At 70.0% G+C, this 26,397-nt stretch carries 21 protein-coding genes and 3 pseudogenes; 11 read left to right on the plus strand and 13 right to left on the minus strand.

Translation table 11 applies throughout. The features are described from left to right. Positions 1–64 precede the first annotated feature (64 nt). From ACZ5XS_RS24120 to ACZ5XS_RS24140, 5 genes and pseudogenes are all read right to left on the minus strand, one after another. Positions 65–898, minus strand: a complete 834-nt coding sequence (locus tag ACZ5XS_RS24120; protein ID WP_468654470.1) for a hypothetical protein — start codon at positions 896–898, stop codon at positions 65–67. 258 nt (positions 899–1,156) lie between these two features. Beyond that, on the minus strand, positions 1,157–4,639 hold the full coding sequence (locus tag ACZ5XS_RS24125; RefSeq protein ID WP_468654472.1) for a SpoIIE family protein phosphatase: 3,483 nt from the start codon (positions 4,637–4,639) through the stop codon (positions 1,157–1,159). A 609-nt stretch (positions 4,640–5,248) separates the two neighbouring features. Further along, positions 5,249–6,088, minus strand: a complete 840-nt coding sequence (locus ACZ5XS_RS24130) for a helix-turn-helix transcriptional regulator (protein WP_468654474.1) — start codon at positions 6,086–6,088, stop codon at positions 5,249–5,251. Positions 6,089–6,630: 542 nt separating this feature from the next. After that, complete coding sequence (locus ACZ5XS_RS24135) at positions 6,631–7,380, minus strand: SDR family oxidoreductase (RefSeq protein WP_468654476.1); 750 nt, start codon at positions 7,378–7,380, stop codon at positions 6,631–6,633. A gap of 139 nt (positions 7,381–7,519) precedes the next feature. Continuing rightward, a pseudogene (locus ACZ5XS_RS24140) lies at positions 7,520–7,752 on the minus strand (fused response regulator/thioredoxin-disulfide reductase); the annotation flags it as partial. A 154-nt stretch (positions 7,753–7,906) separates the two neighbouring features. On the opposite strand from ACZ5XS_RS24140, the gene ACZ5XS_RS24145 reads away from it, so the two are divergent. Together ACZ5XS_RS24145 and ACZ5XS_RS24150 are read left to right on the plus strand one after the other, a co-directional pair. Continuing rightward, a complete protein-coding gene (locus tag ACZ5XS_RS24145) occupies positions 7,907–8,074 on the plus strand; it encodes a hypothetical protein (RefSeq protein ID WP_468654478.1) in 168 nt (55 codons plus the stop codon). A 498-nt stretch (positions 8,075–8,572) separates the two neighbouring features. Continuing rightward, positions 8,573–9,790, plus strand: a complete 1,218-nt coding sequence (locus ACZ5XS_RS24150; protein ID WP_468654480.1) for a cytochrome P450 — start codon at positions 8,573–8,575, stop codon at positions 9,788–9,790. Positions 9,791–9,979: 189 nt separating this feature from the next. Here ACZ5XS_RS24150 and ACZ5XS_RS24155 read toward each other — a convergent pair whose 3' ends face one another. Both ACZ5XS_RS24155 and ACZ5XS_RS24160 read right to left on the minus strand, forming a co-directional pair. After that, positions 9,980–10,204, minus strand: coding sequence for a nitroreductase family protein (locus tag ACZ5XS_RS24155; protein ID WP_468654482.1), 225 nt, complete (start codon positions 10,202–10,204; stop codon positions 9,980–9,982). 41 nt (positions 10,205–10,245) lie between these two features. After that, positions 10,246–11,142, minus strand: coding sequence for a helix-turn-helix domain-containing protein (locus ACZ5XS_RS24160; RefSeq protein WP_468654614.1), 897 nt, complete (start codon positions 11,140–11,142; stop codon positions 10,246–10,248). A 272-nt stretch (positions 11,143–11,414) separates the two neighbouring features. On the opposite strand from ACZ5XS_RS24160, the gene ACZ5XS_RS24165 reads away from it, so the two are divergent. From ACZ5XS_RS24165 to ACZ5XS_RS24185, 5 genes and pseudogenes are all read left to right on the plus strand, one after another. After that, positions 11,415–11,987, plus strand: coding sequence for an ester cyclase (locus tag ACZ5XS_RS24165; protein WP_468654484.1), 573 nt, complete (start codon positions 11,415–11,417; stop codon positions 11,985–11,987). Between the two features lie 145 nt (positions 11,988–12,132). Beyond that, entirely contained in the window at positions 12,133–12,897 is a 765-nt protein-coding gene (locus tag ACZ5XS_RS24170) for an SDR family NAD(P)-dependent oxidoreductase (protein WP_468654486.1), read from the plus strand. Positions 12,898–13,009: 112 nt separating this feature from the next. After that, positions 13,010–13,855, plus strand: coding sequence for an SDR family oxidoreductase (locus ACZ5XS_RS24175; RefSeq protein ID WP_468654488.1), 846 nt, complete (start codon positions 13,010–13,012; stop codon positions 13,853–13,855). Between the two features lie 9 nt (positions 13,856–13,864). Further along, positions 13,865–13,963 (plus strand): annotated as a pseudogene (locus ACZ5XS_RS24180) (nitroreductase family deazaflavin-dependent oxidoreductase); the annotation flags it as partial. A 247-nt stretch (positions 13,964–14,210) separates the two neighbouring features. Then, positions 14,211–14,753: an NAD(P)H-dependent oxidoreductase gene (locus ACZ5XS_RS24185; protein WP_468654490.1), complete on the plus strand. Its 543-nt coding sequence runs from the start codon at positions 14,211–14,213 to the stop codon at positions 14,751–14,753. A 429-nt stretch (positions 14,754–15,182) separates the two neighbouring features. Here ACZ5XS_RS24185 and ACZ5XS_RS24190 read toward each other — a convergent pair. Further along, positions 15,183–15,367 (minus strand): annotated as a pseudogene (locus tag ACZ5XS_RS24190) (IS630 family transposase); the annotation flags it as partial. A gap of 823 nt (positions 15,368–16,190) precedes the next feature. On the opposite strand from ACZ5XS_RS24190, the gene ACZ5XS_RS24195 reads away from it, so the two are divergent. Next, complete coding sequence (locus ACZ5XS_RS24195; protein ID WP_468654492.1) at positions 16,191–16,703, plus strand: hypothetical protein; 513 nt, start codon at positions 16,191–16,193, stop codon at positions 16,701–16,703. 113 nt (positions 16,704–16,816) lie between these two features. Here the strand turns inward: ACZ5XS_RS24195 and ACZ5XS_RS24200 are convergent, their stop codons facing one another. The 4 genes from ACZ5XS_RS24200 to ACZ5XS_RS24215 all read right to left on the minus strand — a co-directional run bounded on the left by ACZ5XS_RS24200 (position 16,817) and on the right by ACZ5XS_RS24215 (position 22,248). Then, positions 16,817–18,436, minus strand: a complete 1,620-nt coding sequence (locus ACZ5XS_RS24200; protein WP_468654616.1) for an oleate hydratase — start codon at positions 18,434–18,436, stop codon at positions 16,817–16,819. A gap of 155 nt (positions 18,437–18,591) precedes the next feature. Next, the gene (locus ACZ5XS_RS24205; protein WP_468654494.1) at positions 18,592–19,014 is read right to left on the minus strand and encodes a hypothetical protein; all 423 of its coding nucleotides are present in this window, start codon (positions 19,012–19,014) and stop codon (positions 18,592–18,594) included. A gap of 44 nt (positions 19,015–19,058) precedes the next feature. Further along, positions 19,059–20,273, minus strand: a complete 1,215-nt coding sequence (locus ACZ5XS_RS24210; RefSeq protein ID WP_468654496.1) for a globin domain-containing protein — start codon at positions 20,271–20,273, stop codon at positions 19,059–19,061. A gap of 307 nt (positions 20,274–20,580) precedes the next feature. Next, on the minus strand, positions 20,581–22,248 hold the full coding sequence (locus ACZ5XS_RS24215; protein ID WP_468654498.1) for a SulP family inorganic anion transporter: 1,668 nt from the start codon (positions 22,246–22,248) through the stop codon (positions 20,581–20,583). Between the two features lie 319 nt (positions 22,249–22,567). Here ACZ5XS_RS24215 and ACZ5XS_RS24220 point away from each other — a divergent pair, with 319 nt between their 5' ends. From ACZ5XS_RS24220 to ACZ5XS_RS24230, 3 genes are read left to right on the plus strand one after another with little or no spacing between them, the layout of a single operon-like run. Beyond that, positions 22,568–23,473, plus strand: a complete 906-nt coding sequence (locus tag ACZ5XS_RS24220; protein ID WP_468654500.1) for a universal stress protein — start codon at positions 22,568–22,570, stop codon at positions 23,471–23,473. Between the two features lie 53 nt (positions 23,474–23,526). Beyond that, positions 23,527–24,549 carry a zinc-dependent alcohol dehydrogenase gene (locus ACZ5XS_RS24225; protein WP_468654502.1) on the plus strand — a complete coding sequence of 341 codons (1,023 nt, stop codon included), beginning with the start codon at positions 23,527–23,529 and terminating at the stop codon, positions 24,547–24,549. A gap of 5 nt (positions 24,550–24,554) precedes the next feature. Next, positions 24,555–25,430 (plus strand): universal stress protein, encoded by an 876-nt coding sequence (locus ACZ5XS_RS24230; RefSeq protein ID WP_468654504.1) that lies wholly within the window; start codon positions 24,555–24,557, stop codon positions 25,428–25,430. A gap of 25 nt (positions 25,431–25,455) precedes the next feature. Here ACZ5XS_RS24230 and ppk2 read toward each other — a convergent pair whose 3' ends face one another. After that, positions 25,456–26,259 carry a polyphosphate kinase 2 gene (gene ppk2 / locus ACZ5XS_RS24235; protein WP_468654506.1) on the minus strand — a complete coding sequence of 268 codons (804 nt, stop codon included), beginning with the start codon at positions 26,257–26,259 and terminating at the stop codon, positions 25,456–25,458. Positions 26,260–26,397: the final 138 nt, after the last annotated feature.

The following is a 26,397-nucleotide window of genomic DNA, read 5'->3' on the forward strand; positions in this document are numbered from 1 at the left end:
GCGCCTTGCGATGCACGGCACCAGACCACGCGACCTGATCGGACGCTCATAGTGAAAGGACCCCTTAGCCGAGCTTCCGCAGCACCTCGGCGATCGTGGCCCGGTACGTCTGCAACGCGTGCAGTCCGGCGGCGTAGCGGTCGCGGTGCCGTGTGATGTCCGCGGTCTGCTTCTGCGCCCGTACAGCGTGCCAGAGCTCGGCCGTATGGTGGCGGCGCTTGCAAGTGACGTCCGCGGCGGCGGTGGCCCGCTCCCGCTTCGTATGCCGGGTGTTGCCGTCACTGCCTCGTTGCCAGGCGGTGTCCGTGTACGCCGCGACGGGGTCGGGATAACGCGTGAATCCTTGTTCCGCCACACAGCGGGACCACACATCCCAAGCCGCGCGGAGGTGCGGGTCGCGCTTGACCGCCTTGTCGACCTCGATCGCCCGTTCACTTGCGTAGAGCCAGTCCCTCTTCAGGTCGATGCCGCGCATCAGCCGCCGGCTCGCCTCGGCGTTGCAGGCGGGGAAGTCCGCATACTCTGCGTTGGTCATCCGGCGGCCCTTCGGCCGGAGAGCTTGGGACTTTGCCGGGTCCCAGCCGTAGCCCCAGCGGTGGGCGGCGGCCAGATCCAGGGCACCGTAGTCGGTGCTGACCGCGGCGGCGATGATGGGATCGGTGGGGTAGCGGGGGTCGAGCGGGAAATCCGGGTGGCCGCGCTCCGCCATGCACTGCCGGACCAGCAACGCCGATGCCCGCTGCGATCGCTGGTAGTCCTGCGGCGTGTAGTCGTAGCGGTCGGCCGGGAGGGGGCCGAGGTCCGACGCCGTACGGACGGCCTCCGGGCGTTCTGGACCGGAAGCGCAGATCGCCGCCAGTATCGCCGCGGCTCCCAGGAGCCACCCCCGTCTCGTCATGCGCAGGGATGCTAGCGGACAGCGTGCAGCGGTCGGCCGTGGCCCCCACCCAATCAACCATGCAGGCCAAGGCCCTTGATGACTCGCTCCATGGGGCGATGATCGCCTGACGGTCTATCGCTTGGGCTGTGTCCGGGAGCGTGCATGCCCGGCCTTTTACGGACGATTGGCAATTCCGCAGCTTGTTCAGCAGTGACTACGAGCGGGAGCTGTTGGTCGTTCGGCGCTTCGGCCGGTCTGCGGGTCGCCGGTTCGGCGCTAGGGGGCGGCGGTGGCTGCGAGCAGTGCGGCGTCGTCATCGACCCGGTCGGGGGTGTTCAGCAGTTCCATGGCTCGTTCGGTGATCTGCTGGGGGTCGGGGCGGGCGGCGGCGGGCAGCGCGCCGCACATCCGGCGCAGGGCTGCCAGGCCGTCGTTGAGGGACAGTGCCCGGTTCTCCACGAGACCGTCGGTGTAGAGCAGCAGGCTGGTGCCGGGCCTGAATTCCACCTCGCGGTCGACCGGGGTGCTGCCCAGTCCCAGCGGCAGCGCCGGGGGGAGCTCCAGGTAGGCGGTGTCGGCGGCTATCAGCAAGGGCGGCAGGTGCCCGCTGGCGGCGTAGCGCAGGCGGTGATGGCGGGGGTCGTAGACCGCGTAGAGGCAGGTGGCGAACCGTTCGGTGGCGAGTGACCGCATGTAGGCGTCCAGCCTGGTCAGCACCTGGGCCGGGCCGGCGCCCTCCAGTGCGAGGCTGTGCAGGGCGGAGCGGAGTTGGCCCATCAGTGTGGCGGCTTCCACGTCGTGGCCCATGACGTCGCCGATGGCCAGTCCCACGGCGCCGTCGGGCAGGGCGAGCACGTCGTACCAGTCGCCGCCGACTTCGGCGCCGCGGTTGCTGGCCCGGTAGTGGGTGGCCAGGCGCACGCCGGGTACCTGGGGCAGATGGTGGGGCAGCAGGGCGCGCTGCAAGGTCAGGGCGAGGCGGCGTTCGTTGTGGTATCGGGTGGCGTTGTCGTAGGCCAGGGACAGACGGTGGGCGAGGTTCTCCAGATACTTGTGTTCGACCTCGGAGTACCCGCCGGTGTGCCGGACCAGTACCAGGGCCCCCAGCGTCTGGTCGTGGGCGTGCAGCGGCAGGGCCAGTACGGCGGCGGGCGCCGGGTGCGGGCCGGCTGGGGCCGGGGCGGTGCCGTTGATCGCGTGGGTGGCGGCACTGGCCAGAGCCTCGCGGGCGAGAAGGGGGGCGCCGGCGATGTATGCCGGGGGTGACTGCGCCGGGGCGGGTGCCACGGCGGTGAGGTGGATGCTGATCTGGTCGGCGAAGTCGGGCAGCAGGATCTGGCCGGCAGTCTGCAGGATCTGGTCCGGGTCGAGGGTGGCGGACAGCCGCAGGCCGGCGTCGGCCAGGGAAGCCAGCACGGCCAGCTGGTTGCGTGTCTCGGTCAGGGCCTGTTCGCGCAACCGGGACAGTTCCAGCCCGGTGCGGACGCGCGCCAGCAGCTGGCGCGCGGAGAAGGGTTTGGCCAGGTAGTCGTCGGCGCCTGCATGCCGGCCCTGGACGGATTCCTCTTCGCCGGCGCGGGCGGTGAGCAGGACGACGGGCAGGCGGGCGGTACGCGGGTCGGCGCGCAGCGCCCGGACCAGCTCGAAGCCGTCCATGCGGGGCATCATCACGTCGCTGAGCACCAGCTCCACCGGCTGCGCCAGGGCTGTCTCCAGGGCGGCCCTGCCGTCGGCGGCGAGCAGCACGTCGTAGTCGGGCTGCAGGAGTTGGGTGAGGTAGGCGCGCATGTCGGCGTTGTCGTCGACGACCAGCAGGCGGGCCCGATGGGGACGGCCGGTTTCGTGCGGGCCGGGAGCGTGGGGGGCATCGTGGTTCGCGGGGGCGTGCGGGGTGCGTGCCGCGGCGGTGGCCGCGGCGGGGACGGGGTCGGCCGCCAGCCAGCCCAGCGCCTCGTCGACATAGGCCGCGGCACGGCCGGGCCGGCCGTCGCCGCCTTGGCTGGTGGTTTGCCTGGGGGATCCGGCGACAGCCGCGGGCGGGGTGGGGCGGGGCCGGTGGGCGGCGGCGAAGGGGAGGTCCACGGTGACGGTGGTGCCCAGGCCGAGCCGGCTCTGGACGCCGATGGTGCCGCCGTGCGCTTCCACCAGGTCCTTCACCAGCACCAGCCCGAGACCGCTGCCTTCGTGGGAGCGGGAGCGGGCGCCGCGGACCCGGTGGAAGCGCTCGAACAGGCGCGGAAGCTCGTCCGCGGTGATGCCGGTGCCGGTGTCGGTCACCGTCAGCCGGGCCCGGTCGCCGGCCGCGGCCATCTGCACCCGAGCACCGCCGGTGAAGGTGAACTTCAGGGCGTTGCTGAGCAGGTTGAGGATGATCTTCTCCCACATCTCCCGGTCCAGGGACACCGGCTTGGGCAGCGGCGGGCAGACCACCTCCAGCGTCAGGCCGGCCGCCTCGAAGGCGGAGCGGAACACCCCGGCCAGCTCGGCCGTGGCACCGGCGAGGTCGACCGGCTCAAGGGCCGGGCGCATCTGCCCTGCCTCGGCCCTGGCGACGTCCAGGAGGGTGTTGACCTGCTTCAGCAGGCGCAGGGCGCCGCGCTCGGCCAGTTCCAGCTGCTCGCGCCGCTCGGACCGGTCCTCGTCGGCCAGAGCCTGCTGGAGCGGGCCCAGGAGCAGGGTGAGGGGCGTGCGGAACTCGTGGCTGACGTTGGCGAAGAAGGCAGTCTTGGCACGGTCCAGCTCGGCCAGCGCCTCCGCCCGCCCACGCTGCTCTTCGTGCGCGAGCGCGGCCGACAGCGCCCCGGCCACGGCGGAGGCGAGCACCTCCAGGAAGTCGTGGTAAGCCCCGGCCGGAGGGAAACAGGGGTTGACGCCCACCACCAGGACGCCCTCCACCTGGCCCGCGCAGTGCAGCGGCAGGGCCAGCACCTGCTCGACCGGGAGCCGGGAGGCCGCGGCGTGCTGCCCGGCCGTGCCGGCGCCGGTGAACGTGGCGGAGGGCAGCGTGGCCGGGGCCCCGTCGGCGACCACCTGCGCCAGCCGGGCCGCCACCTGCGGCCCGGCGGCCCCACTCAGCCCGACGGTCTCGGCCGCCGGCCGCTCCAACCCCGGCCCGGAGGTCAGGTACAGGCCCAGAAACGGGATCTCCTCGGGGTAGGAGCCCGCGACCTCGGCGACCACGCGGGCGACCTCGCCCGGGGCGGTCAGCCCGGTGGTGCGCGCGCCGGTCTCGCTCAGCAGACGCAGCCGGCGCTCGCCCAGTACCCGGCCGGTGGTCTCGGTGAGGATCTGCAGCACGCCGCCGGCGGTGCCGTCGTCCAGCAGCACGGGCTGGAAGGCGGAGTCGAAGTAGCACTGCTCCAAGAAGCCGTGGCGCTCCAAGATGAGCAGCTCGTCCGGGACCAGCAGGGGCTTGCGGCTGCCGGTCACATAGTGGAAGTGGGAGCTCACAGGGTGGGCCCAGACCTCGGGGAACACCTTGCTGTAGGGCCTGCCGAGCGCCCAGGGGTGTTTGGCGCCGACAATGGGTGTGGAGCCCAGGTTGTACAGCGTGGCGAATTCAGCCCCCCAGTACAGAGCCATCCCATGCTCAGAGGTGAGCATGAGGCGCAGGGTGTCCACCAGGGGACCCGGCCAGGAGATGGGGAGGCCGAGCGGCGTCGCCGCCCAGTCGATCCCTGACAGAAGCTCGCCGAACGCACCTCCCTCGGCGAACACCCGGGCCGCCGCGGTGCGCGGGTCATCGGGCCGGCGGGTCATCGAGAGTTCTTCCTCCTGGCGCCTTTGCGATCCGCCCGCGCCCTCTCAAGACTGCCGACGGTCACTCGCTGCGGGACTTCCGGGCAGATCTGAGGCCGGATCCAACGGTTCCGGCTACACTTTTGCCCGATTTATTAAGTTTAAACAATTAAAAGGCTATTTGCACAGCAGTGTACGCCTGCGCTGTGCTCGAACGGCCCGGTGACGTTGCTGGTCGAGTTGACACTCACCGCCGAGCACGGGCGTGGGTACAGGGCGATGTACGACGCGCCCCGTGTTGCTGTTCTGCCCCTCAAGGTCCGCGATCCGCACACCGCCGACCTGTGCACGTGCCTCAACATCGCCGCGCACACTCAACTCCGCCTCGTCCGCCCCTCACCGAGGAGCTGTCGCCGTCTTTTGCAGCGTGGACATCATCCGTCCCTCGGATGTGCCCAGACCCTCCAAGCCCGGACCTGGCCGTCCACCCGGCTCGAAGAACCGCAGGTCAGTCCCACGTCACGAGGCTGGGAAGACCGTGAAGCGAAGCGGAACCCTCACCGAACACGTCCGCCTGAAACAGCAGCGAAGTCAAATGATCAAGCCCAGAGCCCGCCCCGGTCCCGGACGTCAGGGGGTGAGCTGTTGGTGTCCGATGACGGAGAGGAGTTCGAGCTTGCTGTGGCTCTCCGTGCCGGGGCGAGTGGTCAGCACCACCAGCGTCTGGGCGCGGTTCTCGGTGAACAGGAGCTGGGCGTCGACGTCGATGCGGCCGAGTTCAGGGTGAAGGATGGTCTTGCAGTCGTCGTAGCGTCGTGCGACCTCCTGAAGTTTCCACATGCGGACGAACTCGGGGCTGTGTTCCTGGAGTTCGGCGAGGATCCGGGCGGCTCGGGGGGTGTCGCTGCCGGCTGTCAGCGCGGCCCGCAGACGCGCAGCCTGGGCGCGGCCGTGGCGTTCGTGACTCTCCTCGGGAACCATCAGACGCTCGGCCGGATCCATGAACCAGCGGTAGTAGCCGCTGCTGGCCAGACCGGTGTGGCGGGTCTGGTCGCCGAGCAGTGCGACGGCCAAGGGGTTCATCGCAAGGGTGTCGACCAGGTCGGTCTGCACCAGGGCCGGGGTGTCGTCCAGGCGGTCCAGGACCCGCATCAGCGTCGGGCTGACGTGTTCGGAGCGGTGGAAGCGGGCCGGGGCGTTGTGGCCGATGAGGACGAAGAGATGGTCGAGTTCGTCCAGGGTCAGCCGCAGTGCCCGGGCGAGAGCTTCGGTGATCTGGACGGAGGGCTGCGGAGCACGCTGCTGTTCCAGCCGGGCGTAGTAGTCGGTGGACATGCCGGCGAGCTGCGCGACCTCCTCGCGGCGCAGCCCCTGCGTCCGCCTGCGCGGCCCCTCGACCAGCCCGACGTCGCGGGGCCGCAACATCTCACGCCGGTGCCGCAGGAATTCCGCCAGTTCCTTCTTGTCCATGCCCCCCATCCTCACCGCATCCCGCCCGGCTATCCAGAGACCGCCGATCCATGGCTGAGCCCTCCCCTCGCACCCGCGCGAAGCCGCTCATACGGCCGACGCCGAGGTCGCTCGCGGCGAGACGCCCCGATGGTCTCTTGAGCTGTATGACTCGCTGGGAAACTCACTGACCGCCGGCGGGTGCGCCGCAGGCTGCCGGTATGGAAGACGGCCTGCGGCGACTGTCCCGTCAAGGACGTCCAAGGCTTCAGACCGGCCCCGGGCCTCGTCGTCCGGCCCGGCCGACACGACGATTGTTCGCCGTGTCAGACGGGCGCTCGCGTGCCCGTCGGCACTCAGGACGGAGCCGGTCGTCTCCAGTACGACGACCAGGGCGAAGCCGAAGGCGCTGCCTTACCGTTCCGTGTCCTCGGGTGGACCTCCCCGAGGCGGTCCAGCTCGCGTTCGCCCGTGATGTGAGCCCACAGGCCCGCGCGCGTGCTGTCTCGACGGTGTCCTCGTCGTCTTCGTCCGCGTGTTGCGCGCCGGTCATTACAGGTCGGTCAGATGCTGCTGAGCATGGCGAGGACGTTGTCGTAGGAGCCGTTGGCCACCGCGTCGCGGATGGAGCCGGCGCGCTCGACGACAAGCTCTTTCGCGTCGGGCTTCTCGCGCAGCAGGTCGAGGGTCTCGGTGAGGAAGTCGTCCAACGGCATGGCGTGGTCGTCGTCCTGCTGGCCCAGCAGGGTCGTGCGTACACCCGGCGGGACCACCTCGATCACCTGGACGCCGTTGTCGGCGCCGGCGAGCTGGATGCGCAGGCTCTCGGAGAAGGAGTGCAGCGCGGCCTTGGTCGCGCTGTAGGTCGGGGTGACCGGGAACGGTACGAAGGCCAGCGCCGAGGTGACGTTCAGGACGACCGCGTCGTCCTTGCCCACCAGCAGCGGCAGGAAGGCGTACGTCATCCGTATCGTGCCGAGCAGGTTGACCGTGACGTGATCCTCGGCGACGGGGAGTCCGGCCGGGTCGAGGAGGTTCTCTCGCTGCATGATGCCGGCGTTGTTGACCAGGACGTTCAGCCCACGGTGGCTCGCCGCCACGGTCTCACGGGCCCGGGCGATCGAGTCGGGGTCCGCGACATCGAGGACGAGCGCGTCGATGCCCGGGTGCTCGGCCGTGATCTCGTCGAGGAGTTCCTTGCGCCGACCGGCGACGATCACCTTGTTGCCGGCCTCGTGCAGGCGCAGGGCCAGACCGAGGCCGATGCCCGAGGTGCCGCCGGTGATCAGGATCGTGTTGCCGGTCATCTTCATGGGGGTCGCGCTCCTTCGTTACGGCGGGCCGGTGAGCGCCCGCAGCCCCGACCGTAGGGGCGCCCGCGCAGGGGCGGGAGAGGACGGTTTATCCATGGATCGGCGGTCCCTGCGTGGTGGAGGCGTGGAAGACGCCTCAGCCGGTCAGCCCCCTGACAGGCGCAGCGAGCCGCCAGGAGGAGGGCCCGGTGGCCAGGATGACGATCTGGGCGGTAACGGCGGATCCGTAGTTGAACCGCAGCACCCGCGCGGCCGGGCCGGCTCCAGCGCCACCACCTCCCGGGTGCTGAGAATCTCCGCGCCGAACTTCACCGCCTGGCGCCGGGCCCTGTCGGTCAGCTGTGGGCCGGTCACCCTGTCGCGAAAACCGAGGTTCCGTTGGCGAAGGTCGTCATGACTCTGTGGGCGGGAGGGGGCGGTTGCATGCCCGACGGCGTATCCGGTCACGGCGTGGGTAGCGGGGGTTGAGGGCAAGCACATCGCGGTTCGGGACGACCTGGCGCTCATCGGCGTCGACGACCTCCCCATGAGCTCGCTCGCCGTACCAACCCTCATCATCCGGATGGACCTCACCGCAGCCGCCGACGATGTCGCCTCAAGCGTCCTCTCGATGGTCGGCGTTCCACCCCCGACTGCGCCGAGTCGACCAGACGCGGCCGACATCCTCGCCGTCGTCCAGCGTGAGACGACGTAGCTCCTCGGTGCCGGCTGCTCCTTCGCAGGGAAGGCACATAGCTGTCTAGGTGAGGGGCCTGCGCTGCCGCGGCTGATCCGCTCCCTGGGCACCTCGGATCCGGCCGGGGCAGCATTCCGACAGGGCGCGGGGCTGGCAGCGCGGACTGTGGGTGCCGGCAGCCTGACGCGGCTCGCGGGGCTGGACTGCGGCGATCAGTCGGCGACGGGCTCGCGGGGCGACGTCACGTCACAGCACCGCTCCGGTCGCCGTGTGTCCGACGCGGTTCGGCTGGTGCTGCTGCACTACCTCGATGCGGGCGAACTCGCGAGGCGGCGATGAGCTCGATCGCTTACCTCGAGTGATGACGCGCACACTGAGCCGGGGGCTGTGTGCGCGGCGTGTTAGCGTCCGGCCGTGATCTCCCAGGCATCGCATGCCTCTGCACCCGACAGCGCAATGGTCGGCACCGGCCCGGGGGGCTGCCCCGCAGCCCCGGGCGCACGTGACCCGCTCGGCGTGCTCGATCTGTTCGGCGACGGCTTCGTCCGTGACCCGTACCCCTGGCTGGCTGGGCTACGGTCCGAGTCTCCGGTGCATTACGACGCCGCAACCGGTCTGTGGCTGGTCAGCCGTTACGACGACGTGCGCCGGGTACTGCTCGACCCTGCCGTGTTCTGTCCGGACAACGCCCTGCGCGCCGTCACCCCTTTGCCGGTCGCCGTGCTGCGGGTTCTCGCCCGGGCCGGCTTCACACTCCCACATGCGCTCGCCAACAACGGCACCCCCAGCCATCCCGGACTGCGCCGCGTGGTGACCCGGTTCTTCAACGCCGAAGGCGTCGCCGCAGCCGTACCGATGATCCGGCGCGTCGCCGAGGAGTTGCTCGACACAGCGTGCTCGGAGCTCGACGCCACCGGCCGCTGCGAGCTGTTCACCACATTCGCCCAGGTTCTGCCTTGCCGGGTGCTGATGGAACTCCTCGGCATCCACGGGGTTGCCCCTGCCACCCTGATTCGCTGGAGTGATGCCTCGCTGGAGCTGTTCTGGGGCAGGCCCGCACTGGAAAGGCAACTGGAACTGGCGGAATCCGTCGGGGAGTTCCATCAGTGGCTGACCGACACGGTGCGCTGCGGCACTGCCCCGTCCAGCTCCTTCGTCGGGGCGTTGGCCCGCCACCGTCTGCCGGGCGGCGAGCCGCTGGACGTCGAGACCGCGGTGGCCGCCTGCTTCTTCGTCTTCATCGCGGGCCAGTCCACCACCGGACAACTCCTCGCCACAGTGCTGCAGCGAGGGCTCACCGAGCCCGGCCTGTGGCAGCGCGTGGCTCGGCAGACGGGTCTGGCCGAGGCCTGGGTGGAGGAGGTGCTGCGGCGCGAACCGCCGGTCACCACCTGGCGCCGGATCACCGCGTGCGCGACCGAACTGGGCGGTGTGAGGCTCCCGGAGGGTGCCCAGTTGCTGCTGATGCTGCTGGGCAGCGGATCCGACCCGGAGATCTTCCCCGACCCGGAGCGGATGCGTCCACACCGGACGAACATCCGCCACCACCTCGCGTTCGGTGTCGGTCGTCATCGCTGCCCGGGAGCTTCCCTGGCACGCACAGAGGCGGCCGTGGCGTTGCGGGCGGCGGCCGATCGCCTGCCGGGAGTGCGGCTGGAGCAGGGTGGGACCGAATCACCGGTGCTGGGTCTGCTGTCCTTCCGGGCGCCCCTGAGTGTCACCGTCCTTCGATGAACCCGGTTGCCGCGAGGAGTTGAGAGCGGTTGTCCAGCGACATCAGCACCTCAGGGGTGTCAGGGAAGGGGAGGCGGAGGCGCTCCGGACGGTTCCCGCGGGCGGAGAACTACTGCCTGTCGAGGACTCCAGGCGTGTCATGCAGGACCACGCTCCGCTGCAGCGGAACCCGCCCCGGGCGGAGCGCGTTCACCGGTGCGCAGGGTCGGCCATGCCGAAGGGGATGCCGAACAGTAGCTTGAGCTCCGCGGGGACCCCCAGGAACTCGCGGACGGTGTCGGCGTAGACGCCGAGTACGGTCTGCGGGATGCCGGCCAGCCCCCGGGCCGTCAGCGAGAGCAGGAAGTTCTGCGCGTACATGCCGATGTCGCCGGCCGTCCGTACCCCGTCGTGTGGGGCATGAGGGCTGGCCACCGTCTCTTGTGCGGCACAGACGGGGAGGGGCCATGGGGCGATCAGTCGGGGGTCCCGGTCGAGTCGGCCGGTTCGGAGTCGTCGGCCGGCGTGGACCGCTCGATGTCGTCGTCGGTCGCGGCCCAGCTGGCCAGCAGGTTCAGGGCGTCCTGGGTGGGGGAGGCGGGCTCGGCGGTGTAGGTGAGGAGGACCTGGCTGGGGTCGCCGCCCACCGGGAAAGTTTCGAACGGCAGGTCGAGGTCGCCGACGACCGGGTGGTGCAAAAGCTTCACGCCGGTGGTGTGCACCCGGACGTTGTGGGCGGCCCAGCGGTGCCGGAACTCCTCGCTGCGGGTGGACAGTTCGCCGATCAGGTCCGTCAGACGCCGGTCGTAGAGATCGCGCCCGGCCTCGGCGCGCAGCATCGCGACACAGTCGCCTGCGACCTGGTCCCAATCGCGGAAGAATTCGGTCGCTCGCGGGTCGAGGAAGACGAACCGGGCGTTGTTGGGCGGGCGCACAGGGTCGGCGTAGACCGGGGAGAACAGGGCACGCCCGAGGTCGTTGGTGGCCAGGATGTCCCCGCGGCCGTTGAGGACGAATGCGGGTGTGCCGCTCATCGAGTCGAGGACGCGCTGCACGGTGGGCCGCACGCGTTGCTGGGCGGGCCGGCGGCGCGGCGGGCGGGTGGTGGCGGCCCCGCGCAGGAGGTCGAAGAGGTGGGTTCGTTCGGCCTCGTCGAGCTGAAGTGCTTGTGCGATGCCCTCGATGATGCTCTCCGAGACGCCGGTGGCGTTGCCGCGCTCCAGCCGGGTGTAGTACTCGCTGGAGATGCCCGCGAGAAGGGCTACCTCCTCGCGGCGCAGCCCGGTGACCCGTCGGCGCTCTCCGCCGTACACGGGCAGCCCGGCCTGCTCGGGGGTGACCTTGGACCGTCGCGTGCCCAGGAACTCACGGATCTGGGCGCGGACGTCCTCATGTCGCGGTTGGTGCCATGTGGGTCGTTTCTGCCTGCCATGCGTTTCACTCTACGAGCGCTTCCGCCGGCTTGGGGGTCCCTGTCAGTGACCCCCTCATCAGGGACTCCCACGCGCCGGTGACAAGCGGTTTTGTTGGTGGTGCACCGCCCACGGCGGTGTGAACGGCCCGGAACGGCGCTGCTTGTGCCGCCGGTCTCCAGCCCTTTCACGGCGCCGTCGGCGCCGTGATCACCAGAGCCAGAAGGACGATCATGCGTCGATACACCACGTCGGCCGCCGTAGTCACGGCGCTGGGAGCGCTCAGCCTCGCGGCCTTCGGATCGGGAGCCGCGGCCGACACGGCCGACCGCACCACCGGCTCCGGGTCACCGTCTCGTGTCACGGCGGAGTCCGTCTCCTGGAACCACGGGATCACTCAGGTGAACAAGCGCATTATCGAGCGCTACACCAGCGAGTACCTGCCCGGTCGCAAACCCGCTCTGGCGAGCAAGTTCGTCAGCCCGGACATCGTCGTGCACGCCGGCGGCCAGACGTGGCAGGGCCGGGACACCTATCTCGGCATCGTCGCCGCCAACCTGACGGCGTTCCCCGACCTGAAATGGACGGTCCAGGACATGCGGGCCGAGGGTGACACCGTGGCGGTTCGCTACTCCATGACGGGCACTCATGAAGGACCCTTCGCCGGGGTCGAGGCGACGGGCAAGGCCATCCGCTCGGAGAGCATGGCGTTCTACCGCCTGTCCCACGGCAAGATCGTCGAGGAACGCGCCCAGCTCGACATGCTCGGCATCCTCACGCAGATGGGCGCCATACCCGCCGCATAACAGCGGAGCGCGGTGCTTCACGCACCTCCACTCCCCGACGCCGAGGGTGGAAGACCGGCGCCCGCCCGTCCTCGGCAGGCACGGATCCGCCTCCCCACCGGGCTTGTGCCGCACATGCAGAGAATCAAAGGAACAGGACACCCCCATGGCATCGAAACTGACTGGCACTGTCGCTCTCGTCACTGACGCGAGCAGTGGTATCGGCGAGGCCACCGCCCGCCAACTCGCCGAGCACGGTGCGTCCGTGGCCCTGGTGGCGCGCCGCAAGGACCGTCTGGGCGCACTCGCCGCTGAGATCGAGAAGGCCGGCGGCACCGCGCTGGTGGTGGAGGCCGACATCACCGACCGCGACCAGGCCGAGGCCGCCGTCGAGCAGACCGTCGAGCACTTCGGACGGCTGGACACCCTGGTCAACAACGCCGGTCTGATGCTGCTGGGCCCCATTGTCGGCGCGGACGCCGAGGAGTGGGAGCGCATGATCGCCGTCAACGTGCAGGGCCTGCTCCACACCACCCGCGCCGCCCTCCCGCACCTGCTCCAGGCCGCCGGGGACGGTACGCGCCGGGTCGCCGACATCGTCAACATCAGCTCCATCGCGGGCCGCGTGGCCTGGAACGGCTACGGCGTCTACAACCTCACCAAGTTCGGGGTGAACGGCTTCACCGAGTCCCTGCGCCAGGAAGTCACCCAGCGGCACGTGCGCGTAGGTGTCCTGGAGCCGGGCGGGGTGAACACCGAACTGGACTCGCACAACAAGCCCGAGATCCACGGCGAGATGATCCAGCCCTTCCTCGACACGACCGAGATCCTCGCCCCCGAGGACATCGCCGACGGCGTCACCTACATGGTCACCCGGCCCAGGCATGCCTCCATCGCCGAACTGTGGATCATGCCCACCGACCAGGCCTGACCGCCCTCCAGGCCGCCCGGCCCTTCCTCGCCCGGCCGGCCGCTGGGCCGGGGACGAAGCATCACCACCGCACACACCAGATGCCGGATGAACGGCGGCTGAAAGGAAACCCATGAGCAAGGTCATTCTCGTCACCGGTGCCGGGCGCGGTCTCGGCACGGACATCGCCCGCGAGGCCCTGGCCGCCGGCCACCAGGTCGTCGCCACCGGCCGCCGCCCCGACGAGGTCGAGAAGGTCCTCGGTGGCCCGCAGGACGACCTGCTGGTCGCCAAGCTCGACGTCACCAGCCTGGACGACGCCGAGGCCGCCGCGCAGGCCGCCGTCGACCGCTTCGGCCGCGTCGACGTCCTGGTCAACAACGCCGGGAACCTGTTCACCGGCTACTTCGAGGAGATCTCGCCCGCGCAGATGCGCCGGCAGTTCGAGACCAACCTCTTCGGCCCGATGAACGTCACCCGCGCCGTTCTGCCCATCATGCGCCGACAGCGCGACGGCCACGTCATCACCATCACCTCTACCGCCGGCCTGGTCGGCATGGAGTTCACCTCCGCCTACGCCGCCTCCAAGTTCGCTGAAGAGGGCTGGATGGAGTCCCTGCGCTACGACGTCGAGCCGTACAACATCCACACCACGGTCGTGGAGCCCGGCTACTTCCGCACCGAACTCCTCGTGGACGGCTCCACCAACTGGCCCGAGCTGTCCATAGACGACTACGCCCCGCGCACCGCCCCGCGGATCGAGGGCATGAAGAGCATGAACGGCAAGCAGCCCGGCGACCCCGCCAAACTCGCCCGCGCCCTGCTCACCATCGTCGGCCAGGACAAGCCCCTGCAGCGCTTCGTCGCCGGCGCGGACGCCATCGAAGCCGCCGAGGCCAAGGCCCGAGAGCTCCTCGCCCAGGCCGAAGCCTCCCGCGAACTGGGCGACAACCTCGCCCACGACGACACCACCGTCTGAGGGGGGACCATGCCGCTGAAAGGCGAGTACGAGCCGAGCACGGCGCAGTTCGTGCGTGACCAGGTCGAGCTGTACGAAAGCTCCGGCGGTACGCAGGGAACGACGCTGGGGGTCCTGGTCACCCGGGAGGAAGACGAGAACCTCACACCGGCCGCGGGCGAACGCCACGACGAGGCCAATATGGCGAGCATCGACCGCTGATCGCCGATGCCGCTGCGCCCGGGTCAGCCCATGCACCCGGACTTCGCGACGGACTGACGTCGCGGCGAACTTCTGCCTCGTCACACGCGACCAATCCGCCCCCCCATTCACCCAGTTCACTCACTTCACTGACCACTGAAAAGGTTTCCTCACCATGCCCAAGGTTCTCCTTGTCGTAGGCCACCCCGACCTGTCCCAGTCGAAGGCCAACGCGGCGCTCGTGGACGCTGTCCGCGACCTGCCGCATGTCACCGTGCACGACCTCTACGCCACCTACCCCGACTTCCGGATCGACGTCGCCGCGGAGCAGGCACTGCTGGCCGAGCACGATGTGATCGTCTTCCAGCACCCGGTGTTCTGGTACAACACCACCCCGCTGTTCAAACAGTGGCAGGACAAGGTCTTCACCCTGGGCTGGGCCTTCACCATGGACGGCTCCGCCTCGCAGCTGGCCGGCAAGAAGGCCGTCGTCGCCGTCACCACCGGCGTCCCCGCCGACCACTACACCCCGGAAGGCCCGAACCAGGCCACCATCGAGACCCTCCTCGGCACCTGGCACGCGACCCTGCGGCTGTGCCAGTTCGACATCCAGCAGCCGATGGTCAAGGTCCACGGCACCGCCTTCGGCCTCTCCGACGAGGACCTGGCCACCTCCGCCAAGCAGTACAACGAACTACTCGCCTCCTACGCCGCCTGACGCGCTCTCACCACCGCGGCCGCTCGCCCTCAAGGCGACGCGGTGGTGCTGGGTCTCACCAGTCTCCGGCCGCTCTACGCCGTATCGGCGTCGAGCGGCCGGAGACCTGACCGCTCAACCGCAAGGTTCGCAACGCCGAGCCGCTTGCCGAGACGGCTCTCCAGGTCTTGTGCGACCAGCGCATCAGCCTGGCCGGAGGGCACCGAATACCAAACTGATACACACTCAAGCAGGCCATGTCCGATACGAAGCCGTATCCGCCTAGCGGAGGCCCTCCAGCGCTGCGGGGTCGCGCCGGGGCCGGAAGCCTCACCGCCGTGCGGGCCACGGCCAGGATGCTGGAGGAGGAAGGACGGCTGAAGGGTGTGCTCGCCTGGTTTATGCGCGGTGCTGAGGCCGGTGCTCCTCTGGCCTTGCACATTGCCCGGACTCTGGAGAAGCAAGGCGGGGACGGCCTCCCGCCCATCGAGGGTCCCCCGGTTCCCGCCCGCCGAGGCCAGCATCATCATCGCCCGCCGGTAGCGCACCGAGTTGGTGCTGCCCCGGCGCACGATCTGCTGCAGCTTCTGCCCCTCCTGGTCGGTCAGTCTGCGTACACGGACTGGCTCATCCACCGCGCCCCCACCGGTCGAATAGACGTCACCGCACATCCAACCCGTCACGACCGCCCACCCGGCGAAGCTGCGCGGTCACAGCACCAGGGCGGTTGGCGGCGTGATCGACGACCGCCGCCCAGGGCTGCTGTGTGCTTGGCGGTGCGGGCGGTTGGTGTCCGGTGTGGATGGCGGCTGGACCAAGGGGTGACGCCAATGCCCTGGCCGACGGCATCAAGCACGTCATGCTCTTGCCGGGTAAGGGCGACCCGTCTACCTCGACACCGGTGACGACCGGATCACTGTGCGCGCCGGCACCTTCGAAAAGGGGCGTGGCCGGGGCCGGGACGACGCAGCTATCGACGTCTACTCGCTGAATATCGCCGTCGACCGGGGGCTGTTGCTCAGGACCCTCCACAGATTGACGGACTCGTCGCCCGGCTCAGCTTCACCTTCCGGGGCCTGGTGATGCCGGTCCGAGCCACCAACACACGGTCAGCCTCATTCAGGGACTCCACCAAGTCCTCGAACCGGGCCTGCCACGAGGCCTCCAGGCGGGCGCGCGTCTGATCCGCTTGCTCCGGCTCGGTCGCATCCAGCGCGGCGACTGTCCGGTCCAAACGCCCCAGGGCCACTTGAGCAGCAGACGCGTCACCACGGCCGAAAATGCGGGCAACGCGTTCCCTCACCCCACCCAGGCATCCGTACCGGCGGCCGAAAGGGGCGGCCCTGTCCCATTCCCGGTCGGCAGTCATGCCCTCGCCGGCCTTACGCTGCCAATCAACCGCCCGGCTCTCGGTGACAGGACTTCCCTCCCGGGGGAAGGTGATGAGGGGGTGACAGGATGGACGCAGTGGTGGCGATCAGCCTGATCCGCATGGCCGCTGCAGACTTGACCTTGGAACCCTGGCAGCGTCCCTCGGACGCTTGTCTGGTCCAGTTGGGCCTGGACGCTTTGATGGCCGACGTGGAGGCTCCCTCGCTTCCCCTCCTGGCCGGGCTCGCGCGGGGTGAGTACCCCCAGGCCCGCGAGCTGTTCGAACTTGTGCTGGAAGAGTTGGGTCTGCTGCCGCCGGCATCGGGAGATCTTGCCAAGGCGCGATGGGTTGCGGCCCGTTGGTGGGTCGGCCAAATAGTGGACTGCCGGCTCGATCCCGTACACGGAGCCAAGCTGATTCATCGGGAGGCTGCGGCCGAACTCGACTACCCCGCCGCGCTACAGCCCATCGTTGATCTGGCAGGAGCACTCGAGCTGCTGGGTGATCAACTTTCGGACCAGCAGCACCTTTGCGAGCAGGTCACCTCTGCGGCGCGAGACTTTCTCGCCACGGAAGCGCACCAGGACCGCGGCCTTTGAACCACGTCGCAACAGCGATCAACAGGCGTGGCCGACTTCGGCTGTCGCGGTGCTTGCTCACGGGCCCTCTGTGCTGTCTGGCGTCGACTTGGATGCTTTGGGAAACCACCGGGTCAGCGGCGGTGCATCGTCTCCAGGGCCGCGGCCAGGACGTGGGGATCGTGGTGGCCCTTGTAGACCGCGGGCGGGTGTGTGTCGAGCTTGAGGAGTCGGGCCACGGCCGTCCAGGCGGTGCGCACCGAGTACTCGACGGTGAAGACGACGTCGTCCGGCACCTCGGCGAACTGGCCGATGAAGGCGAGGTTCCTCGATCCCTCGGGTACGACCTTGGGCCGGTCGTCGCGGCGGCGGGCCAGGAACTGGCTGGTGATGTACGGCATCAGGCAGGGCACGACGGTGGAGGTCTCCAGGACACGGGCCGCCGTCGGCTCGTCGAACGGCAGGTGGTGCAGGACTTCTTCGAGGATCTCGCGGCCGGAGCACATCGTCATCGGCTTGGGTGTGTGGTTGCCGGCGCGGCCGGGATGCAGGCCGTAGCCCCACCAGACGGTGACGTCCTCGGGCTGGTCGCGGTAGAGGGGCTGGCGGTTGGCGACGATGGTGAGCAGCCAGTTGGAGTCGGTGAAGGTCATCAGGCCGCCTCTGCCGGTTTCCCGGCCGCTGAACTCCTCCAGTGCCTTGAGGAAGGCGGGATCCTTCGCGGTGACGGTGAACGACTCCCATCGGGACTCTTTGATGTGCTTGTCGAAGGCGTCCGGGTTGCCGAAGTCCTCACGCCCGCGTGCCAGTCGGTGCCAGAGCAGCCAGGCGTCCGAGCGATGGTGACGCGGGGGCGGGGCTTCGGTGTGCGAGCCGAGGCTGGAGGCGTCGGTCATGGAGCCGTTGGTGACCAGGACCAGGTCTTCAGGGGCTACCTCGATCTTCTCGTCCCGGCCGCTACGGGACAGGTGGATGCGCTCGACCCTCGTACTCCTGCGGCCCGGTGCGAACCCGAGGTCGGTGACGTGGCAGCCGGTGTGGATGGTGACGCCGCGTTCGCGGAGCCAGGCAGTCAGGGGGCGCACGATGGAGTCGTACTGGTTGTAGCGGGTCCGATGGATGCCGGACATGGAGGCGAACTCGGGGAGGAGGTGGATGAAGCGCCTGAGATAGCGGCGGAACTCGATCGCGCTGTGCCAGGGCTGGAAGGCGAACGTGGTGCACCACATGAACCAGAAGTTCGTGGTGAAGAAGTGCTCGCCGAAGCAGTCGCTGATGCGCTTGCCGTCGAGGTGCCCCTCAGGGGCCGCCAGGCACCGGACCAGGCTCAGCCGGTCTCCCTCAGTGAACCCCATCGAGCGGGTGTCGACGATTTTCCCGTCGCCGTCGACGAGGCGTGCGATGTCGTCCCAGGCGAACTCCTCACGGCCGGCGAGTATCTCCTGGGTCACCGACACCGAGGGGTCGTCGAGAGAGGGGATGCCGGACAACAAGTCGTACGTGCAGCGGTACTCGGCCTCGAACATCCGCCCGCCGCGCATGGTGTAGCCGGTGTTCGCCGTGCCGCCCGCGTCCAGGCTGCCGCCGATGTTCCTCTGCTCTTCAAAGAGGTGGATGTCCACGCCGTCGAATCCGCCGTCGCGGATCAGAAACGTGGCCGCGGCGAGCGCCGCGATGCCGCTGCCCACCAGATACGCCTTCGCCATCTCACAACTCCTCGGTCTCGCCCGTCGACAGGGAACCCAGTACCCCAGGTTTTCTGAGCCGGCGGGCGCCGTCAGTGGGCCGTTGGTCACCTGTGTGGTCCATAGGGCCTCTGAGGCGGCCTCTACGGTGTCCACTTGCGGCGTGGGGCCGGGACAGGTCCGGGTTGCGGACCGTCACCGACCGGCCGAAACTCACCACTGGCTCACGCCGGGTGAGAATGCGTGGCCCTGCCGCTGTCTTCAGTAGGCCGTGGCTCAGCGGTTCCGCCGCGCCACGGCGGTGCTGGCGCGTGGTGGGCGTGGTGCCCGGCATGGGCCGCCTTGTCGGTCTGGCGGCGCAACCGGTCGTGGAGCTGGTCCACGACCTCCCGCCCGGTGGCCTCCTCGGCGAGGACGGCCACCTGACGCCGTCCGACATGCAGTGCAGCCGTCGCCGACCAGGGGTGGCCCGCGTGGTGGGCGGACGCTCGCGTGATGCGCACCTCGCCGGTGACTGGGGGCAGTCCCGGCCTGCCCAGGACGGCGTCGATCTTCGCGCGGGCGTACGCCAGGGTGTCCTCGTCCACCTCGCCGTCCGAACGCAGCAGCACGGTGGGAGTGGCGGCTGGGGTGTCCTTGCTGGTCATGTCGGCTCCTTGGGATAGAAGTGCGATGGGCTGCCGGACGTCGTTCAGGCCGTCGGACCGGGCAGCCACAGGTCGGGGCCGAAGACCTCGTACCGGATGCGCTTGGCCGGGACGCCCGAACGCAGCAGTTGTCCGCGCACCTCGCGCATGAACGGCAGCGGGCCGCACAGGAACACCGTGGCGCCGTCGGGCAGTCCGATGCCGTCGAGGTTCATCAGACCGGCGCGGGAATCGGATTCCTCCTCGCCGGGGCGCTCGTACCAGAACACAGCGCGAGCATGGGGCAGTTGCCCGACGAACTCGCGCGTCTCGGTGCGCAGGGCGTGGTCGGTGGGCGAGCGGTCGGCGTGCAGGACCATGACCGGGCGGGGTGAGCGAACGGCGGCGAGGTGGGCCAGGATGCCGGTCATGGGGGTGCAGCCGATGCCCGCGGAGACCAGGACGACCGGGGTGGTGGTGTCGGCCGGGTCGTCGAGGAAGACGTCACCGAAGGGCGCGGACAGTGTCAGTTCGTCGCCGGGGTGGACCTGGGTGTGCAGCAGGTCGGAGACCTCGCCGTCCGGCTCACCGGACGCACCCAGCACCCGCTTCACGGTGATCCGCCTCAGTTCCCCGCCGGGGTCGCAGGACAGGCTGTACTGGCGCAGCTGGTGTACGCCGTCGGCCATCAGGGCGCGCACGCTCACGTACTGGCCCGCCCGTGCCCGCGGGGCTGGTTTGCCGTCTGCCGGGCGGAGCAGGAAGGACACGGTGTCAGGGGTCTCGGTGCGGCGGTCGACGACCGTCCATTGCCGCCAGATGTGGCCGGGCTCGACGCCCGCGTCCTGGTAGAGGCGGGCCTCCCTGCCGGTCAGTGCGCCGGCCATCAGCCAGTACACCTCGTCCCAGGCAGCTGCCACTTCAGGGGTGACCGCGTCGCCCAGTACCTCCGCTATCGCGCCGAACAGGTACTTGTGCACGATCGTGTACTGGTCCTCGGTGACGCCGACCGCGGCGTGCTTGTGCGCGATGCGGTCCAGCAGGGTGTCCGGGCGGGTGCCCGGGTCATCGAGGAGCGCGGTCGCGAATCCGGCGATCGAACCGGCCAGGGCACGGCGCTGGGCTCCGCTGGCCTGGTTGCCGCGGTTGAACATTCCGTCGAGCAGTTCCGGGCGGTCGCGGAACATCGCGCCGTAGAAACGTGTGGTGATCTCGTCGAGCGCTCCGGCCACGGCGGGCAGGGTGGCACGGATCACGGCGGCGGATTCTGCGGACAGCATGGAGCCTCCCGGGGAGGGGGGTGAGGTGGGAAGGGTGCCGCATCGCATCGGGCGGCGGTCCCATGTGTAGCAGGCAAGGGGCAGTGTTCCGGCGCTGTTTCGCGGCGCTGGGCGAAGAAGGGCCGAACGGCCCCCCGGGTTCGGGAACATCGGCCCCACAACCCGCTCTGCCACAGGGCCGTACGGCGTCGGGGCGGCCTCCCGACGGCCCTGTCCGCGGCAACGGTCCTGGGTGATCGCCCAACCGTGGCACCGGCCACAGGAACCTCGCACGCGAAGCGCTGCGGCGTCTGCCGCACTGGGCGGCTCAATGATCGCGGCACCACTCCCGGTACGCGGCCACGGCCGTCGGCAGGGTCGGGAAGATCCGCTCGCTGCCGACGGTGTCCGCCAGGCCGTACGCCGTCAGGTCGTCCAGCAGATCCTGCTTGACGCGGGCGAGAGCGAAGACCATGCCGCGCTCGGTGAGTTCGCGACGCAGTGCGTCGACGGCGTCGAGAGCGGTGATGTCGACCTCGACGTTGGCCTCCGTGTTGAGGACGAACCAGCGAACCGGTTCCGTCTGTTTGTCAATCGCCGTCAGGGCACGGCCGCGGAAGTTCTCCGCGTTGGCGAAGAAGAGAGGGGAGTCGTAGCGGTAGACCAGAAGGCCGGGGATGGTGCTGGCCTGGGGGTAGTCGTCGACATCGTGCATGCCGGCCACACCGGGCACCAGTCCCTCGACGGCGTCGTGCGGGCGGGCCACCCGGGTCAGCAACTCGGCCACGGACAGGCCGACGGCGACCAGTACCCCGTACAGGATGTCCAGGGCCAGTACACCGGCGAGGCAGCCGAGCGCCAGCAGGAGTTCCCGGCGGCGGAAGGACGCCAGCCGCCGGAAGCCCGCCAGGTCGATCATGCGGACGGCGGCGTACACGACGAGCGCCCCGAGGACGGCCGAAGGCGTGCGGGTCAGCAGCGGGCTGAGGAAGAGCAGGACCGCGAGGACCACCGCTCCGGCGATCAGCGAGTACACCTGGCTGCGGGCGCCGGCGGAGGAGGCGAGCGCGGTGCGGCTGGCGCTGCTGCTCACCGGGAAGCCGTGCAGCGCACCGGCGCCGAGGTTGGCCGCGCCCAGGGCCAGGAACTCCTGGTTGGCGTCGAGCCCGGGACCCGCCTCGTCGCGCCGGGTGAAGGCCCGTGCGGTGAGGACGAAGTCGGTGTAGCCGACGAGGACGACACCCAGGGCGGGGAGGACGAGGCTCGGCAGGTCGGTCAGATCCGGCACGCTCGCGCCGGGCAGGCCCGACGGGACGTCACCGATCACCTTGAGCCCGTGCCGGTCGTCAAGGTCGAAGACCACCACGGCCGCGGTGCCGAGAACCAACGCGATCAGAGGGCCGGGAACCGTGCGGAAGAAGTGCGCCACCGTGAAGAGGACCCCGATCATCACGGCGGAGAACACCACCGTGGCCAGATGGGCCCGCGAGGAGTGGCCCGCGAAGGACCACAGTTGGGGGAAGAAAGCCGAGCCTGTCGTGCGGACGCCGGTGAGCTTGGGCAGCTGGTCCCCGATCATGATCAGAGCCACGCCTGTCAGATAGCCGATCAGGACGGGTCGGGAGAGCAGGTCGGCGACGAAGCCGAGCCGCACCGCCCATGCCGCCACGCAGAGCAGGCCGACCGTGATCGCGAGTGTGGCCGCCAGCGTCGCGTACCGAGCAGGATCACCGGCCGCGAGCGGACCGACGACGGTTGCCGTCATCAGAGCGGTCGTGGACTCCGGGCCGACCGAGAGCAGGCGGGACGAGCCGAGCAGGGCGTAGAGGGCGAGGGCGGGCAGGATCGCCCACAGGCCGGCGACCGGCGGGAGGCCTGCCACGCCCGCGTACGCCATCACCTGCGGGACGAGGTACGCGGCCACGGTCACCCCGGCCAGTACGTCGCCCTTCAGCCACGAGCGCCGGTACCCGAGCAGGGTCCCGAGCCCGGGCATCGTTCGGCGCCATCGTGCAGCATGGCAGCGCGGGCTCTGGGGCATGATCCTCCTTCTGCCGAAGGATCTCAGGATCCTCCGCGCCCTGGCCCGGGAGATGCCGAAAGGCCCGCGAGGGAACCACCTCCCGGTGCGGCCCCGGTCGCCGCGCCGCGCAGCGACCATACCCGGCTCCCGGCAGCCATCGCGGGCGCTGCGATGCCGGAAGCCTCCTGTCCCATGGGGCCCATTGGCCCTCGGTCGGGACCTGCGGCCTCTGCACCGTCCTTCTCCCCGCCGACATCCTGAGATCAGAACCCCGATTCAGGAGGTGGACAGTATGTCCCGCACCGTCACCGTGGGCCTCGACGGCTCGTCCGAGAGCCGTGCCGCCGCCGAGTGGGCGGCCCGCGAGGCGAAGTTGCGCGGTCTTCCCCTGCGGCTGGTGCACGTCTGGGAACCCGTTCCGGAGCCCATGGCGCAGGCGCCGCTGCTCAGTGCCGAGACCCAGCAGCACTGGAGCGAGCGCATCCCGCGCGAGGCCGCCGAGGGGCTCCGTCTGCGTCACCCCGGCGTGGACGTGACCGTGGACCACGTCAACGGCCGTCCCGGCGAGGTGCTGACGCGGGTGGCCCAGGATGCCGAACTGCTGGTTCTCGGCTCCCGCGGGCTGAGCGGACTCGGAGGGTTCCTGGTCGGCTCGGTGGGCCAGGACGTCGTTGCCCACACCGAGGTTCCGGTGGTCCTCGTGCGGGCGGGGGAGCGGGCCGCCGACGAGCACGCCAAGGACCCGGCCGGCATCCCGTCCGCGGCGACTTCGTTCCGGCCCGTCGTGCTCGGCCTCGACACCGACAGTCCCGACGACATGGTGATCGCGTTCGCCTTCGAGGAGGCCGCCCGTCGGGTCACATCCCTGCGGGTCGTTCACGCCTGGAACCCCCCGCCGTACTTCGCCTACGGCCTGCAAGCCGACCCCCAGCTCAGCACCGAGCTGGGCAGGCAAGAGGTTGCCGCGCTGGCCGAGGTGCTGCACCGCTGGAAGGAGAAGTACCCGGCCGTCGAGGTCGTCGAGGAGTCCGGATGGGGCAGCCCCGCCGTCCAGCTGGTCGACGCCTCGCACGAGGCCTCCCTCGTCGTCGTGGGCCGTCGCATTCGCCGCCGCCCGCTCGGCACCCACATCGGGCCGGTCACTCACGCCGTCCTGCACCATTCCACCGCCCCCGTCGCCGTCATCGCGCACGACTGACGCTGCCGCTACTCACGACTCACCGACTCACCGACTCACGAGGAGAAGACATCATGAAGGCAGCGGTCGTACGAGCCTTCGGCGAGCCCCTGGTCATCGAGGAACGGCCCGACCCGGAGCCCGGCCCCGGCCAGGTCCGCGTCCGGGTCGAGGCGTCCGGGCTGTGCCACACCGACATCCACGCCGCCCGCGGCGACTGGCCCGTCAAGCCGAACCCGCCGTTCGTGCCCGGTCACGAGGGCGTGGGCCTGGTGGAGAAGCTCGGAGAGGGTGTCACGCATCTCGCCCTCGGGCAGCGGGTCGCCGTGCCCTGGCTGGGCAGGGCATGCGGGCGGTGCGAGCACTGCCTGTCCGGCTGGGAGACCCTGTGCGAGCAGCAGATCAACACCGGATACGGCTGTGACGGCGGGTACGCCGAGAAAATGCTGGCCTGGGCCGACTTCGCCCAGCCCGTGCCCCAGGGCATCACCGCCCTCGACGCCGCCCCGCTGACCTGCGCCGGCGTCACCACGTACAAGGCGCTCAAGGTTGCCGAAGTCCGGCCCGCCCAGCTCGTCGCGATCTCCGGCGTCGGCGGGCTCGGGCACCTGGCCGTGCAGTACGCGAAGATCGCCGGTGCCCAGGTCGCCGCGATCGACGTCACCGACGAGAAGCTCGAACTCGCCGCGGAGCTCGGCGCCGACTTCGTCATCGACGCCCGCAAGCACGATCCGGGCGAGGTGCTCAAGCGGTTCGGCGGCGCGCACGCGGCCATCGCGCTCGCGGTGAACGAGTCCGCGTTCGCCGCCGTCAACTCGGGGCTGCGGCGCGGCGGCAAGCTGGTGATGGTGGCGCTGCCGGCGCACGGCACGGTCCAGGTACCGATCTTCGACACCGTCCTCAACGGCACGTCCGTGATCGGGTCGATCGTCGGCACGCGGCAGGACCTCGCCGAGGTGTTCCAGCTGCACCAGGCGGGCCGGACCCGGGTGATCTACGAGAGCCGCCCGCTGGCCTCGGTCAACGAGTCCATCGAGGACGTCCTTCAGGGCCACGTCAAGGCCCGGATCGTCTTCGACCTCGGCGCGGGAAGGTGACGACGATGACGGAACCGCCTCTGGTCGTCGGTGTGGACGGCTCCGAGCCGAGCCTGCGGGCCGTCGACTGGGCGGCGGACGAGGCCGCGCTGCGCGGGGTGCCGCTGCGGGTGGTGTACGCGTCGCTGTGGGAACGGTACGAAGGCACAGCGCTCGCTGCCGACCTCGGCAAGCCGTCCGAACAGGTGCGGGCCGACGACATCGTCGAGGGCGCGACTCGCCGAGCGCGGGCCCGCCACCCCGGCCTGAAGGTGTCCGCCGACGTGCTGCCGGAGGAGCCGGAGTACGCGCTGGTGAGGGAAGGCCGGCACGCCGGCGCCCTGGTCCTGGGCACCCGAGGTCGCAGCGGCATCGCCGAACTGCTGCTCGGCTCGGTGAGCCTGGCCGTGGCGGCCCACGCCCACTGCCCGGTGATCGTGCTGCGTGGCAGTCACGACAGCCAGGTGACGCCCGCGGTCCGTGGGCGCGTCGTCGTGGGCGTCGGCGAGCACCCGGAACCGTCGGCGGCCGTGCGCTTCGCCTTCGAGGAGGCGCGGCGGCGTGGGGTGCCCCTGGAGGCCGTACGGGCCTGGCGGTGCCCCGCACACGAGACCACCGACCACCCGCTGTTGTCCGGCGGGCCCGCCCGCGTGTACGAGGAACAGGCGGTGAAGACGCTGGAGGCCGCGCTGCGCGACGCCCCGGAAGACGTGGAAGTGCGCCGGCGCACCGTCGAAGGCCCAGCACGCAAGGTGCTCCTGGATGCCTCGCACGAGGCCGACCTGCTCGTCGTCGGCGCCCGCCGACGCGAGGGCCACCTCGGGCTTCAGCTCGGCCGAGTCGCCCACGCGGCCCTGCACCACTCCGCCTGCCCGGTCGCCGTCGTGCCGGAACGGGTGTGAGACAAGGACCGGCCGAACAGGTGGGTCAGAGGCTCGCCGCGTGATCGGGGACGTAGGTCTGCAGATCGCGCGGCGGACGCTGGTAGCCGGTCGACGGTGGCCGCTCCGGCAGTGTCAGCACCGGCGGCGGCACCTCCTGGTAAGGCACGGAGTCCAGCAGGTGGGCGATCATGTTCAGCCGGGCCCGGCGCTTGTCGTCGCTCTCGACGACGTACCAGGGCGCCTCCGGGATGTCGGTGTGCACCATCATCTCGTCCTTGGCCCGGGAGTACGCCTCCCAGCGTGTGATCGACTCCAGGTCCATCGGGGACAGCTTCCAGCGCCGTGTCGGATCCTCCAGCCGACGCCGGAAGCGCTCCTGCTGCTCGGTGTCGCTGACCGAGAACCAGTACTTGCGCAACAGGATCCCGTCCTCCAGCAGCATCCGTTCGAAAACCGGGCACTGGCGCAGGAACAGCTGGTACTCCGCCTTGGTGCAGAAGCCCATGACATGCTCGACGCCGGCGCGGTTGTACCAGGACCGGTCCAGCAACACGATCTCCCCGGCCGCCGGCAGATGCTCGATATACCGCTGGAAGTACCACTGGGTGCGCTGGCGTTCGGTGGGCTTGGGCAGGGCGACGATCCGGGCGACGCGGGGGTTGAGATGTTCCGCGACCCGTTTGATGGTGCCGCCCTTGCCAGCCGCGTCCCGGCCCTCGAAGACGACGACCAGACGGGCGCCCTGTGCCCGCACCCACTCCTGCAGTTTCACCAACTCCGTCTGCAGGCGCAGCAGTTCATCCTCGTAAGCCTTGCGAGGCACCTTCTCCGCCTTCTTGCCGGTCATGCCGCCTCCACCGCTCGATGGCTAGAGGGAGCCACCACGCCCAGGTCGATTGCCAGGACAGCACCGTACTGGCCTCCCCGCACCCGCGCATCGTGGCGGGCGGATCATCGACCTCCCGACCTCGGCATGCTTACTGCG

The sequence above is a fragment of the Streptomyces sp. NPDC033131 genome, assembly GCF_055578365.1.